12 protein-coding genes are annotated in these 13408 nt (G+C 49.3%); 7 read left to right on the top strand and 5 right to left on the bottom strand.

Translation table 11 applies throughout. The features are described 5' to 3' along the window. The first annotated feature begins 38 nt into the window (after positions 1–38). From gmk to OCU49_RS22740, 5 genes are all read left to right on the top strand, one after another. The gene (gene gmk / locus OCU49_RS22760) at positions 39–659 is read left to right on the top strand and encodes a guanylate kinase (RefSeq protein ID WP_261845279.1); all 621 of its coding nucleotides are present in this window, start codon (positions 39–41) and stop codon (positions 657–659) included. A 67-nt stretch (positions 660–726) separates the two neighbouring features. Then, positions 727–939 carry a DNA-directed RNA polymerase subunit omega gene (gene rpoZ, locus OCU49_RS22755; RefSeq protein ID WP_261842804.1) on the top strand — a complete coding sequence of 71 codons (213 nt, stop codon included), beginning with the start codon at positions 727–729 and terminating at the stop codon, positions 937–939. A 329-nt stretch (positions 940–1268) separates the two neighbouring features. Then, the gene (locus OCU49_RS22750; protein ID WP_261842803.1) at positions 1269–3392 is read left to right on the top strand and encodes a RelA/SpoT family protein; all 2124 of its coding nucleotides are present in this window, start codon (positions 1269–1271) and stop codon (positions 3390–3392) included. Between the two features lie 328 nt (positions 3393–3720). Beyond that, positions 3721–5043, top strand: a complete 1323-nt coding sequence (locus tag OCU49_RS22745) for an HDOD domain-containing protein (protein ID WP_261842802.1) — start codon at positions 3721–3723, stop codon at positions 5041–5043. 134 nt (positions 5044–5177) lie between these two features. After that, a complete protein-coding gene (locus tag OCU49_RS22740; protein WP_261842801.1) occupies positions 5178–5813 on the top strand; it encodes a LysE family translocator in 636 nt (211 codons plus the stop codon). A 33-nt stretch (positions 5814–5846) separates the two neighbouring features. Here OCU49_RS22740 and OCU49_RS22735 read toward each other — a convergent pair whose 3' ends face one another. Next, positions 5847–7760: an ATP-binding cassette domain-containing protein gene (locus OCU49_RS22735; RefSeq protein ID WP_261842800.1), complete on the bottom strand. Its 1914-nt coding sequence runs from the start codon at positions 7758–7760 to the stop codon at positions 5847–5849. A 116-nt stretch (positions 7761–7876) separates the two neighbouring features. Between OCU49_RS22735 and OCU49_RS22730 the strand changes: the two genes are divergently transcribed. Both OCU49_RS22730 and bamJ read left to right on the top strand, forming a co-directional pair. After that, positions 7877–8380: a TIGR02444 family protein gene (locus tag OCU49_RS22730; protein ID WP_261842799.1), complete on the top strand. Its 504-nt coding sequence runs from the start codon at positions 7877–7879 to the stop codon at positions 8378–8380. 162 nt (positions 8381–8542) lie between these two features. Further along, positions 8543–9265, top strand: a complete 723-nt coding sequence (gene bamJ / locus OCU49_RS22725) for a BamJ family beta-barrel-assembly machinery protein (RefSeq protein WP_261842798.1) — start codon at positions 8543–8545, stop codon at positions 9263–9265. Positions 9266–9325: 60 nt separating this feature from the next. Here bamJ and OCU49_RS22720 read toward each other — a convergent pair whose 3' ends face one another. The 4 genes from OCU49_RS22720 to OCU49_RS22705 all read right to left on the bottom strand — a co-directional run bounded on the left by OCU49_RS22720 (position 9326) and on the right by OCU49_RS22705 (position 13350). Then, positions 9326–11044: a bifunctional protein tyrosine phosphatase family protein/NAD(P)/FAD-dependent oxidoreductase gene (locus OCU49_RS22720; protein WP_261842797.1), complete on the bottom strand. Its 1719-nt coding sequence runs from the start codon at positions 11042–11044 to the stop codon at positions 9326–9328. Positions 11045–11161: 117 nt separating this feature from the next. Further along, positions 11162–12040 (bottom strand): MBL fold metallo-hydrolase, encoded by an 879-nt coding sequence (locus OCU49_RS22715; RefSeq protein ID WP_261842796.1) that lies wholly within the window; start codon positions 12038–12040, stop codon positions 11162–11164. A 123-nt stretch (positions 12041–12163) separates the two neighbouring features. Then, on the bottom strand, positions 12164–12997 hold the full coding sequence (locus OCU49_RS22710) for a helix-turn-helix domain-containing protein (protein ID WP_261842795.1): 834 nt from the start codon (positions 12995–12997) through the stop codon (positions 12164–12166). Positions 12998–13035: 38 nt separating this feature from the next. Next, entirely contained in the window at positions 13036–13350 is a 315-nt protein-coding gene (locus tag OCU49_RS22705; protein WP_261842794.1) for a DUF6506 family protein, read from the bottom strand. Between the last annotated feature and the right edge of the window lie 58 nt (positions 13351–13408).

The raw sequence follows: 13408 nt of genomic DNA, 5'->3' as shown, positions 1-13408 counted from the left end.
ACAATGCCTGCATTTTTAATGTTCGAGACTTCTACCCCATGAACAAGCTAGGCACTCTCTATATCGTTTCTGCGCCGTCCGGCGCTGGTAAAACCAGTCTGGTAAAGGCGTTACTGGAGCAGGATCAGCAGATCTGCGTATCGGTTTCCCATACCACCCGTGATATGCGTCCGGGAGAAGTAGACGGCAAAGATTATAACTTTGTTGAAATGGCTGAGTTTGATGCAATGATCGGTCGGGGAGAGTTTCTTGAGTTTGCTGACGTGTTTACCAATAAATATGGTACTTCACAGGTATGGGTCGAACAGCAACTGCAGCAGGGCCTGGATGTAATTCTGGAAATCGACTGGCAGGGTGCACAACAGGTGCGTCGTCTGATGCCAGAAAGCGTTTCAGTATTCATTCTGCCACCGTCCACTGAAGCATTGCGTGAGCGACTCACAGGCCGTGGACAGGATGCTAAAGAAGTGATTGATCACCGTATGTCTGAGGCCGTCAGTGAAATGAGCCACTACGGAGCCTTTGATTACCTGATTATCAATGATGATTTTCAGTTGGCTCTGGCTGAATTGCAGTCCGTTTTTGCCGGTCAGCGACTGACGCTGAACCGTCAGCAGAGAAAGCACCAGGCTTTACTGACCGGGCTCTTGTCAGCTTAAGCGCACTTAGGTAAACTTTCGGGTCAATTTTTATACATTTTTTCGTACGAAAGTACCGAGGTACCGAATGGCTCGCGTAACCGTTGAAGATTGTCTGGAACATGTAGACAACCGTTTTGAATTAGTCATGCTTGCTTCCAAGCGTGCTCGTCAACTAGCTACCGGTGGTAAAGATCCAAAGGTAGAGTGGGAAAACGATAAGCCAACTGTTGTTGCTCTGCGTGAAATCGCTGAAGAACACGTTAGCAATGCAACAATTGATATCGCGGAAGAAGTATAAGTTAACGCGAACTTCAATTGTTAAAGCTTCAGATCGTTTAAGCCTAAGTTTTAAAATTTAAGTTTTTCGTTCAAAGCTATACGATTTAAGCAAATATGGCCGGTTTTTCCGGCCATATTTGTGTCTGGCGTTTATTGTTTTAAATTGCCGGAATAACCCGTCAGTTCGCCGTTTGGCGTCGTTATACAGTCAGAAATTCATCCATATTGCTGCTAAGCTGATATTCCGGGCTTAAATCCTCTGTTTTAGTGTATTTAGCACTTGCACAATGCAGGTGTAGTTTTGTAGCTTTAACAGTAAGTTATCCGTAAATCATCTAGGAGTACCTGATGCCAACCATTGATGCGCTTTCTGACCGATTATCCGGTTATCTTGATCTGCAACAGATCAAGGCCGTTCGGCGGGCGTATTTTTACGCAGAACAGGCCCATGACGGCCAGCGGCGTAAAAGTGGTGAGCCTTATGTGACGCATCCTTTATCAGTGGCGTCTATCCTGGCAGGCATGCATATGGATCATCAGAGTCTGATGGCGGCGATGCTGCATGATGTTATTGAAGATACAGAAGTAAACCGTGATGGCCTGGCTGGCCAGTTCGGTGATCAGGTGACTGATATAGTGGACGGTGTCAGTAAGCTGACCCATCTGGAGTTCGAAACCCGTGCGGAAGCGCAGGCAGAAAACTTCCAGAAAATGGTGATGGCTATGGCCGTCGATATCCGGGTAATTCTGGTTAAGCTTGCCGACCGTTTACACAACATGCGCACCCTGGGCGCAATGCCGCCAGAAAAGCAGCGCCGTATTGCCCGTGAAACCCTGGATATTTATGCACCGGTTGCGGCGCGTCTTGGGATGCGTGATATGCAATTGGAGCTGGAGGATCTGGCGTTTCAGTCGTATCACCCGATGCGCTCTAAGTATATCCGTCGTGCTGTGGTACAGGCCCGGGGTCAGCGTAAAGATATTATTACCAGCATTGAAGAATCGATCCGTAGCCGCCTGACGCAGGAAGGTTTTAGCGGTGGGGTTTCCGGTCGGGAAAAGCATCTTTACAGTATTTACAGCAAGATGAAGAGCAAAGGTAAGTCCTTCGAAGAAATCATGGACGTATTTGCCTTCCGAATTGTTACGGATAGCGTGGACGATTGTTACCGGGTGTTGGGTGTTGTTCACAGCCTTTATAAGCCGGTTGCCGGACGCTTTAAAGATTACATCGCCATTCCTAAAGCAAACGGCTATCAGTCATTACACACAGATTTATTCGGCGCCCGTAATATCACCATTGAAGTACAGATACGTACTAAGGAGATGGATGCGGTTGCCAGTCAGGGCATTGCGGAACACAGCCATTATAAGATTTATGGTGACTCCAGCAGTGCTGTTGATGGTTACAACCGTGCCCGAAAATGGGTTCAGAGTCTGCTGGAAATGCAAAAGCGTGCCGGTGACTCAATGGAGTTCATCGAAACGGTTAAAACTGATCTGTTCTCCGATGAAGTATATGTATTCTCGCCAAAAGGCCGGATTTACGAATTACCTCAGGGGGCTACAGCTGTCGATTTTGCCTACGCGGTGCATACTGACGTGGGTAATTCCTGTATTTCGTGTCGGATTAATCGCCGTCTGGCGCCGTTGTCTCAGACACTGGAAAGTGGCCAGACAGTCGAAATTATTACCACTGCCAGCGCCCGTCCAAATATTGCCTGGATGAACTTTGTTGTCACCGGTAAGGCCCGTTCAGCCATACGTCATTTTGTTAAACAGCAGCAGCGTGATGAATCGGTAGAACTGGGTCGCCGTTTGCTTAATCAATTTATGAGTAACTTTGGTACGTCGGTGGATGAAGTTGATCCGGGGCGTTTGCAGACCTTACTGGAAGAAGTGCAGCTCAACAGTCTGGATGATCTGCTGGTGGATATTGGTCTGGGTAACCGCATGGCCTATGTGGTGGCTCGCCGTCTGCGGCCGAGTTCGGATGAAGAAACCAGTAAGGATCTTGGCCCGGTTACCAGTGATAAGCCGTTCGCGATTAAAGGTACAGAAGGCATGGTGCTCCACTATGCCCGTTGCTGTGGCCCTATCCCGGGAGACAAAATTACCGGTCATATCTCTTCTGGCAGAGGCCTGGTGATACACCGTTCCGACTGCCGCAATATTGCCTTTATGAAAGATGACGCTGAGAAGTGTGTGTATCTGGAATGGTCGGCGAGCATTGATGAAGAGTTTACCGTTAATCTGGACCTGCAGGTCGAGCCGGCGCGGGGTCTGATTGCTTCGCTGGCCACTACTGCAGCGGGTGCGGGTTCGAACGTATTTAAGATCGATATATCAGAGACTGATTCACCACTGAGTACAGTACATATGGATATTACTGTGACCAGCCGGATTCATTTAGCCCGGGTGATGCGTAAACTCAAGTCTTTACCGGCGGTGTATAAACTGACCCGGGTCTGACCGCGGCGCCTCATTCTTCCGAAAGAAGCACTTCTCTGACAGGAAGTGCTTTTTTTGTGCTTTATTTATCTTGTTGTCTATTTTTTGTTCAGAAATTGCTCTGCCGACCGATACAAGATCTGCCGGTTGATACAAGCCCTGTTTTGGGTGAAGCCGACGGTATATCGCCATTTAGCCCCCAAACTGGGAGGCTTGGCGTGGACACTGCATGCCTGGCTTTGTAGTCTGACTCAATAAAACCGCTTAACGATAGCGGTCAGTAGCTTACCGGTTTTAACTGGTTTTGAATGAAGAGTAATCCTGAATAACCTGGTGGATGGAGATTGCTTTGGCGACTCACAATATGCAATCAATGCAAGCTGCTCAGACTGAGCCTAAATATCGCATCCTGATGGTGCATGATACCAATACCAAAGCGCTGGTATTGGTGCCGTCTGACCAGCTGCTGGACTTAGTAAGTATCTGGAATCACTCAGAGTTGCGTTTACAGCCTCTGCGTAGCCGTGAAGCGATTAAGTTTTTCGGTCAGGCTGCTCTGAATACTGAAAAAGGCTTACAAAAATTAATGGGCCTGAAGGTCTATATGGATTCTGGTCTCAATGATCTGGATTTGATTGAGGCGGTTGAGCCATATACCGGGCGGGTATTTGAAATTCGCCGCAGCTGGATTCAGAAACCAGTGGTTCTGAAAGCGCTGGCATTAACCACGACGACTATCAGTAATGCTCAGCCGGGCGGTAATGATGCCAAAGTTATTACTCAGGCGGTTGAGCGTTTCACCAGCCTGCGTGTAAAGCAGCGTCTTGAAGACACGCTGGGCATGCCTGCACTGCCGTTATCTATGAAGAAGCTGATTGCCCTGCGTTCGGATCCGATCGCCGGTATCGACGATCTGGTGCCGCTGGTGCGGGTGGATCCAAGTTTGGCTGCTCAGGTAATGAGTTGGGCTGCATCGCCATATTACGCTGCGCCAACGGATGTGCAGTCTGTTGATGACGCAGTGGTTCGGGTACTGGGTTTTGATCTGGTACTTAATCTGGCCTTAGGTGTTGCAATGGGGCAGACCCTGGCGGTGCCGGATGATACGCCGCGTGAAGGTGTTCCTTTCTGGCAGCAGGCCGTTTATACGGCAGCATTGTGTGAGCTGTTATGTAAGAAGGTGCCGGTAGCGGTAAGGCCTAAGCTAGGTATGGTTTACCTGGCCGGGTTGCTGCATAACTTCGGTTATCTGGTGTTGGCACATGTGTTTCCGTCGTATTTTTCTCTGTTGTCCCGTTATATCGAAGCAAACCCGCATATGTCGTCTGAATATATCGAGCAACAGGTATTGAATGTTACCCGAGAACAAATCGGCTCATGGCTGCTGGATAGCTGGTCTCTGCCTGCGACGGTATGTGAAGCGGTTCGCCATCAGCAGGATCCTGATTATCAGGGAGAAGCTCAGCAGGAAGTAGGTTTGCTTTATATTGCATCCCGCCTGTTGCGTGCCAAGGGGTTGGGCGATGGCCCTGAAGAAGAGATTCCGGGTGCGTTGTTCAAGCGTCTACAGATCAGCCGTGAAGACGCGGATGAAGCAGTGGAAAAAATCCTTGAGAATCGCACTGAGCTGGAAGCGCTGGTGAACTCAATCGCGCCGGCAAAAGCCAGTTAAACTGAGTAATAGTTAGCGCCATCAGTTAGCTAATAAGATAAGCGCCCCAGTTAATACTGCGGCGCTTTTTTGTTTTAATAGCTTAGAATGTAGACCCTCAAAGCGCGTATTAACGATCAATACACGGAGTCAGTATGGATGTTTCACAGGTTATAACCTTTACGTTGGTTGCCGCCTTACTGGTGATGTCACCGGGGCCGAATGGTGCCCTGATTTTTAAATCAGTGACGACCTCAGGCAGAGCGGCAGGTTTTGCCAATGTAGCGGGGTTCGTGGCTGCATTTTATCTGCACGGTGCTTTGTCCATACTGGGTATCTCGGTGCTTCTGGTGCAATCGGCGCAGTTGTTTTTTATCGTTAAAATACTCGGAGCAGCGTATCTCTGCTGGATAGGTATTAATGCTTTGCGTGCGGCCTGGAAGGGTAGTGCTGTTACGCAGTCTGCTCAGACAGTTAAAGCGGTTAAGCGTCAAAGTAGCAGGCATGCGTTTCTGGAGGGCTTTTTGACTAACGCATTGAACCCTAAGGTTTCGATGTTTTATTTAGCGGCATTTCCGCAGTTTATTCCTATGGGTGAAGGCGCTTCAGCTGCGTTCTTGCTGGTGTTTGTCCACTCGGTGATTAACCTGTTGTGGTTCTCTGGCATGGTGATTTTGCTGTCCCGCTTTATGGGCTTCACCAGAGCGGGTGTATTTCAGCGGGTGCTGAAGGCAGTAACGGGAGTGGTATTCGTGACATTTGGTATAAAGCTGGCGTCTTTTGAAGCCTGAGATTGACGGGCTCAGTGGTCTGAGCCCGGGAGTTTAATCTGCGGCAGTCAGCTGCTCGAGCTCTTCAAGCTCTTCGAGTTTTTCCATCCATTCTGTTTCAACCACTTCGCTACGTTGCTGCAGACTGGCCTGCTGCTGTAACACATCTTTCAGTTCAGCTTTACGGGCGTCTTCATAAATAGATGTGTCCGACAGTTTTTCTTCGACTTCAGTCAGCTTTTCAGCCAGTGTTTCCATTTCTGCTTCGAGCTTTTCAGTGGCTTTCTTCAGTGGTCGCAACTTACTGCGGCGCTCGGCGGCAAGACGTTTTTGTTCTTTGCGCTCAGCAGCACTGGCCGAACGGTTTTCCCGCTCAGGTTGTTCTGTCTGGTTATCTTCACGTCGCTGGTTGGCGAGCCATTGCTGGTAGTCGTCCATGTCACCTTTGAACTGCGCGACCTGTTGATCGGCGACCAGCAGGAATTCATCGACACAATTACGCAATAAGTGACGGTCGTGAGAGACCAGAATCAGTGCGCCTTCAAAGCCCTGCAAGGCGAGCGTTAACGCGTGGCGTACTTCCAGATCCAGGTGGTTGGTGGGTTCGTCTAATAGTAATAAGTTAGGTTTTTGCCAGGCAATCAGTGCCAGCGCAACCCGGGCTTTTTCACCGCCGGAAAATTGTTTAACAGGTTCCAGAGCCCGGTCGCCGTGAAAATCAAAGCTGCCAAGAAAATTACGTATTTCCTGGTCCGTGGCTTTCGGTGCAATACGTTTGATATGCAGGCTTGGAGAGGCTTCCAGATCCAGTGCTTCGAGCTGATGCTGTGCAAAGTAACCAATCTTCAGATGCTCACCGCTTTTGCGTTCACCACTGAGCAGTGTCAGGTCTTCAGTCAGGGACTTTATCAGCGTCGATTTACCGGCGCCGTTTGGCCCCAGCAGACCGATTCGTGCGCCAGGTACCAGACTCAGTGAAACCTGTTTGAGAATAGCTTTGTCATAACCAAGATCGGCTTTGTCCAGTGCTAACAGCGGGAACGAAATCTTATCGCTGGCTGGAAAACCAAATGTGAACGGGCTGTCGACGTGTGCGGCAGATATTTTTTCCATTCGCTCCAGTTCTTTGACCCGACTCTGTGCCTGTTTAGCTTTGGTCGCTTTGGCTTTAAAACGGCGTACGAAGTTTTCTATTTCTGCAATACGTTGCTGTTGTTTCTCAAACTGCGCCTGTTGTTGTGACAGACGCTCAGCACGCATGATTTCAAAGTCTGAATAACCGCCTTTATATATATCTGTTTTTTGACGGTGCATATGCACGATATGCGTAGTGACGGCATCAAGGAAATCACGGTCGTGGGAGATCAGCAGTAAGGTTCCCGGATAGCTTCGCAACCACTGTTCCAGCCAGATAGTGGCATCCAGATCCAGGTGGTTGGTCGGCTCATCGAGCAACAGAATATCTGAATGACACATCAGTGCCTGAGCCAGATTCAGGCGGATACGCCAGCCCCCTGAGAAAGTACTGACGGGGCGAGTGGCGTCGCCGGGTTTAAAGCTCAGGCCATTAAGTAACTGATGAGCACGGGACTCAGCGGTATAACCGTCAATTGCGGCCATTTCAGCGTGCAGTTCGCCACTGCGATGATGGTTACCACTGTTTTCAGCTTCTTCCAGTTGCTGTTGAACCTGGCGTAAGCGACGATCACCGTCGAGGACATACTCCAGCGCACTGCGGTCAGAGTCCGATACTTCCTGAGCCATGTGCGCAATGATCAGATTAGTAGGCAGCTGAAGATCACCCTCATCGGCTTGCAGTTCGCCAAGAATCAGTTTGAACAGTGATGACTTACCCACTCCGTTGGCGCCGATGATTCCGACTTTCTGGGAGGCGTGAATGGTCAACTGGGCCTGGTCGAGCAGACGTTGCGGGCCGCGTTGCAGGCTGAGTTGGTTTAACTGAATCATGGTTCTTACCGGGCTGGCAGGCTAATATCGGATGCCGGTATAAATCCGGCGCTGATTTTGGCTGCGGATTCTAGCACAATTCAGCCCGTGAATATGACTTTGAGCGAGACCAGAATATGTCGGATAGACAGTCAGCAGAGAATAGCTTGTGGCAGTTTGCAGTGAGTTTTTATTCCCGACCGCAGGTGGCGCAGCTTTGTCTGCAGTTACAGTCTGAACAGGGGCTGGCCGTCAACCGGGTATTATTTTGTCTGTGGCTGGCGCAGCAGAAGCAAGGTGTAGTAGCTGAGCTGTTTAATGATAAGGCGTTACAGCACTGGCATTACGAACGCCTGTTACCGTTACGTGCTTTACGTTACAGCGTGCGTGAAGAGTATCAGCAGGATAGCCGTTTAGAGGCTGTATATGCACAGTTGAAGCAAGCTGAATTAGCTTGCGAAAAAGCTGAACTACAGATGCTTTATGATTTGGCGACGGCGAACGATCTTTGCCCTGCGTTATCTCTGCCGGGTGATGACCTGGCCAGAGCAAACCTGGAAGTGTATCTGGAGACAGTTCAGGGGCACTGGTCTGAGTGGCTGCAAAGGTTATTGGATTTATCCACTGAAACTGAGGATTAGGTTGAACTTTTAACCGGCAACCCCCACTAAGGCAGGATATAAAGAAGTAGCTATGTTAAGTTGGGCGCTGCGTATAAATTCTGTGCAGATAGCTTTATGCAAAGATCTCAGGCTGAAAGCTGCCGACTCCGATATTCGGACAGACAAAATTAAGGAAATGAAATGAAAAAGACGCTGGTTGCTGTTGCTGTTGCAAGTGCGTTCCTGGTGGGTTGTGGTGAAGAAAAGAACGCCCCTGCACCGGTGGAAAAGCCTTACACTCTGGATAGTGAAACGAAGAAGTTAAGCTACGGCCTGGGTATGGTTTTGGGTGAGCGTTTAAAGGCTGACTTTGAAACAATGGATTATGATGCGTTGCGTCGTGGTGTTGAAGCAGCGTATGCGGAAGAAGAAGGCCTGCTGAGCCGGGAAGAAGTTGAAAAAGTACTGATGGAAGCTCAGCAGAAGAAAGTTGAGCTGGCACAGCAGGAAGCCGCTGCAGCAGCGGACAAGAACAAGCAGGCTGGTATGGATTTCATGGCTGAAAATGCCAAGAAGCCAAACGTGACGACTACTGAGTCTGGCTTGCAGATTGAGCACCTGAACGAAGGTGTTGGCGAAAGCCCTACCGCTGAAGACTCTGTGATGGTGCACTATAAAGGTACGCTGATTGACGGCACTGAGTTTGATAGCTCTTACAGCCGTGGCGAACCGGTTTCTTTCCCGCTGAACGGTGTTATCCCTGGCTGGACTGAAGGTTTACAGCTGATGAAGAGTGGCGGTAAAGCCCGTTTGGTTATCCCGGCAGATTTGGCTTATGGCCCTGCAGGTGCGGGCGGTACTATCGGACCTAACGCGACTCTGGTCTTTGAAGTTGAATTACTGGAGATTAACCCAGAAGGTTAATTTCGGATTCTGAACTGAAAACGGGAAGCCTTGGCTTCCCGTTTTTTTATGCATGAAGGATTATTTTTCCAGAGCGTCAGCAGCTTCATGTCTGGCTGGGCGATGACTGAGAATTTCTGGCTGTGCCAGCCATTCCTTACCTTTGAGCATGGCGTTCCAGTATATCCAGGGCAGCATTTTTTCTTTCAGAAACCAGGATAAGCGGGATGGTCGGGTACCTTGTACCAACCAGGTTGGGAAAGACGGCTGTAGTTTCCCTCCATAGCCAAATTCGGCCAGCACTATCTTACCTTTTTCAACTGTTAGCGGGCATGAGCCATAACCGGCATAGATAGCTTTGGGTGCTTTACCTTTGAGTGCCATCAGGACATTTTCTGCGACTACCGGTGCCTGTTTACGAACGGCTGCGGCGGTTTTTGCATTCGGTGTGTTACTGGCATCACCCAGACCAAAGATATCGCCATAATTATTGTGTTGTAAGGTTTCAGGATCGAGGTCGAGCCAGCCGCTGGTGTCTGCCAAAGGACTATTGCAGATAAACTGTGGTGCTTTTTGTGGTGGGCAGACGTGAATCATATCGAAAGATTTTTCGACCTCCTGTATCTCGCCATCAGCATTATTGACATTAAATTTTGCCGTTTTAGCTGAGCCGTCAATGCTGGTCAGCGTGTGCTGAAACTGCAATTGAATGGCATATTTTTCTACGTATTCCATCAGGGCCGGTACATAGTCAGCGACACCAAATAACCCCGGTCCGGCGTTACAGAATTCGACGTCAATATTGCTTAACTGGCCACTGCGTAGCCAGTGATCACAGGCGAGATACATAGCTTTTTGCGGTGCTCCGGCACATTTGATTGGCATAGGTGGCTGAGTAAACAGCGCTTTACCTGCTTTGCAGTTTTGTATCAGCTCCCAGGTATAAGGTGCCATATCAAACTGATAGTTAGAGGTCACGCCATTGCTACCAAGATTTTCTCGCAGTCCGGAAATTGCTTCCCAGTCCAGTGTCAGGCCCGGAGCTACTATCAATATGCGATAGCCTATCCGCTCGCCATCTTCCAGTGCCAGTTGTTGCTGGTCAGGTTCGAAATGACTGACAGCTGCCTGATACCAATGGCAGCTTGGATGCATCACGTCTGACATGTGACGTACTGTGTCTTTGCGGTTAAATACACCGCCGCCTACCAGTGTCCAGCCAGGCTGATAGTAATGTTCGGAACTGGGGTCGACGATGGCAATGTCCAGGTCGGGCTGGCGTTTTAGCAGGCTTGCTGCAGCTGCCTGACCTCCGGCACCGCCACCGACAATCAGAATATCGTGCTGGCGACTGGCATTTATTGGTTGCGTATCTGGCTGATTCGCGGCTGCTATGAGGCGTTGACGCTGGGGCTCCAGGTCGTAACCGGCCTGAGCTGTGGCCTTGATAATGGCGTTAATATCTAATCTGGGGGCCTGTGACAGTGCCCAAAGAGTTGCGCTTCGGGTACCGCTAAGGCAAAACGCCAGTGCAGGGCCTTGCACTTCATGAAGCAGAGAGCTGAATTTGGTTACGTCTGCATCGGTAATATTACCTGCTTCGACAGGAAGGTAATGCCAGGCGAGACCCAGTCGCTCACAGGCTTCCGCCAGTAAACGGTGGTCCGGCTGATCTTTGGATTCATTGGCTGGCCGGTTACAGATGATTGTCTGAAACCCCAGCGAAGCCGCCAGACCTATATCGGTAGGGTTTATTTGCGGTGTGATACTGATGAAAGGGCTAAGTTGACGCACATCCATGACAGGGTCCTTTTTATTATTTTAGGCACGGTCAGCACAAGGTTGCTGTTATGAGCAACCGGTGCAGGGCTTCGAAAAGGTATTGGGCAAATAGGCAGGCATGCGACCTGCCAGTATTCAGAAGAGGTTGAGGGGAATTTTTAGATAATGCTGCCCGTTATCTTCTGCGGGTGGCAAATGCCCTGCACGCATATTGACCTGTACAGAAGGCAGAATCAGTTTTGGCATGCTAAGGGTGGCGTCCCGGCTGGTACGCATGGCCACAAAGTCTGTCTCGTTGATGCCTTCCTGAATATGAATGTTATGTTGACGTTGTTCTGCGACGCTGGATTCATGAGCGTATTCATCCCGTCCGGGGGCTTTGTAGTCGTGACACATAAACAGACGGGTGTTATCCGGCATTTGGAAAATACGCTGGATTGACTGGTATAGCATAGCAGCATCACCGCCGGGAAAGTCGCAACGGGCAGTGCCGTAATCCGGCATAAAAAGAGTATCACCGACAAATACCGCATCGTCGAATACAAAGGTCATGCAGGCCGGGGTATGGCCAGGTGTATGCAGTGCCTGACCGGTTAACTGGCCAATACTTATGCTGTCGTTATCTTCCAGCAAGATATCGAACTGGCTGCCATTAGTGGCAAATTCTTTCTCTGCATTAAATGCTTGGCCAAAGGTTTTCTGTACGCTGCAAACCTGTTTGCCGATACCTATAAGCCCGCCGGTTTTTGCCTTCAGATAAGGGGCTGCAGAAACATGGTCAGCATGAACGTGGGTTTCCAGAATCCAGTCAACACTGAGTGACTTACTGTTAACAAATGCCAGTATTGCATCGGCGGACGCTGTACTGGTTTTACCGGATGCATAATCAAAATCCAGGACTGAATCTATGATCGCACAGTGATTAGAGTCAGGATCCTGAATAACATAACTGAAGGTAAATGAAGGCTCATCAAAGAAGGCGGTGACAATGGCAGGTTTGGCTGCGGCAGACATTAGGCTATACCTGTTTAGTGTTTTTAGTTATAAGTATAAAACTATTTGGAATATATAAATTAGATCAACCTAATATGATTGTCAATTCCGGCGTCTAAAAGTTCTTGGTGAACATACGAAAGTTTAGTCGCCGACAGGATGAAGGTAAAAATTACATTGGGGGTTAGCTACACGTAAATACTGAGTGGGCGTGCTGCCGGTGAAGTAGCGAAAATCACGAATGAAGTGTGATTGATCGCAATATCCCTGTGCCAGTAAGGTGTCGAGACAAAAGTGGACGGGCGCCTGGGGCTGTTTTAACAGAAGTTTTAAGGTGGCCTGAAAGCGGGCGGTGCGGGCAAAGTATTTGGCGCTTACGCCTGTAAGCTGCTTAACACTGCGTTGAAAAGCTCTTTCGCTAAGGTCTGTTGCCTGCTGAATAGCCTGAACGGAAAATTGAGTATGCTGATAATAGAGTTGATCAATGGCGTGCTTCAGCAGATTTTGACCTGGCAATTTTGTATCTAACCGGGAAGTAAACCATGGCTGCAGCTGGTTAACCAGTGCGTCATGATGGCTGTTGGTTATCGTATCAGGCAATACGAGCCCCAGCTCACTAATGTGGATAACCTGATCGCTAAAAACATTCAGTGGTATAGCAAACAGACTGAAAAAACCGGCAGAGCGGAAACGAACACTGAACAGATGAATTCTGCCGGCGGGTTTGATTTTCAGCTGGCTCAAGCGTGGGCATATACAGACGGCCTGTTCGGCACGGAGCAGAGTAACTGTAGTCACGGAAGGACCAGCAATGCTGGTTTGTATCAGTTCGACATCGTCCGCCAGATTCAGCAGTATTTCTACCCCGGTACCGGGCAGATAGTCAGGCATGTTTATTCGACATTGCGCTTCAATGCTCCAGAACTGTGCAATGTATGGCGTCAGTGACGGTATAGGGTAGGTACAGTGCCTGAGCATGATAATGGCGAATCCTTTAGTCAGGAGAGCAGATTATATTACTGCGCTACTATGGAATCACCACTGACAAAGTTTAGCAGCGGATGCTGATCAAACCTCACCACTCCAATGTGTACACGTCCGGCTGCCGCATGGGTTAGCTGTGCAACGCCCTGATGGCCGAAACCGCCACAGAGTTCTACCGCTGCGACGCCTTCGCTAATAAGGTTTTCTAGGGATTCACAGGCTTGTTGATAACTGTTAACTGCGAGTGTTTTAACTTCAACGCCGGGTGTTTTTACCCAGCCCTGATGCTGTTCCGGGTTAGCGTCAGGGGTAATAAAAATAAATGCTGCTTTAATCGCGTCGTTCATGGCTGACTCCTTCATGTTGAATGATTGAGTGGCAGCCTAATCTTCCAGTGCTGTGTTG

Origin of the sequence: Aliamphritea ceti (assembly GCF_024347215.1) — a bacterium.
Classification (GTDB): domain Bacteria; phylum Pseudomonadota; class Gammaproteobacteria; order Pseudomonadales; family Balneatricaceae; genus Amphritea; species Amphritea ceti.
This window is presented reverse-complemented; position numbering and strand designations above follow the sequence as displayed.

Bases quoted from the DNA above. Each gene is read 5' to 3' on its own strand.
- gmk (WP_261845279.1), top strand. From the start codon at position 39: ATGAACAAGCTAGGCACTCTCTATATCGTTTCTGCGCCGTCCGGCGCT.
- rpoZ (WP_261842804.1), top strand. From the start codon at position 727: ATGGCTCGCGTAACCGTTGAAGATTGTCTGGAACATGTAGACAACCGT.
- OCU49_RS22750 (WP_261842803.1), top strand. From the start codon at position 1,269: ATGCCAACCATTGATGCGCTTTCTGACCGATTATCCGGTTATCTTGAT.
- OCU49_RS22740 (WP_261842801.1), top strand. From the start codon at position 5,178: ATGGATGTTTCACAGGTTATAACCTTTACGTTGGTTGCCGCCTTACTG.
- OCU49_RS22735 (WP_261842800.1), bottom strand. From the start codon at position 7,760: ATGATTCAGTTAAACCAACTCAGCCTGCAACGCGGCCCGCAACGTCTG.
- OCU49_RS22730 (WP_261842799.1), top strand. From the start codon at position 7,877: ATGTCGGATAGACAGTCAGCAGAGAATAGCTTGTGGCAGTTTGCAGTG.
- bamJ (WP_261842798.1), top strand. From the start codon at position 8,543: ATGAAAAAGACGCTGGTTGCTGTTGCTGTTGCAAGTGCGTTCCTGGTG.
- OCU49_RS22720 (WP_261842797.1), bottom strand. From the start codon at position 11,044: ATGGATGTGCGTCAACTTAGCCCTTTCATCAGTATCACACCGCAAATA.
- OCU49_RS22715 (WP_261842796.1), bottom strand. From the start codon at position 12,040: ATGTCTGCCGCAGCCAAACCTGCCATTGTCACCGCCTTCTTTGATGAG.
- OCU49_RS22710 (WP_261842795.1), bottom strand. From the start codon at position 12,997: ATGCTCAGGCACTGTACCTACCCTATACCGTCACTGACGCCATACATT.
- OCU49_RS22705 (WP_261842794.1), bottom strand. From the start codon at position 13,350: ATGAACGACGCGATTAAAGCAGCATTTATTTTTATTACCCCTGACGCT.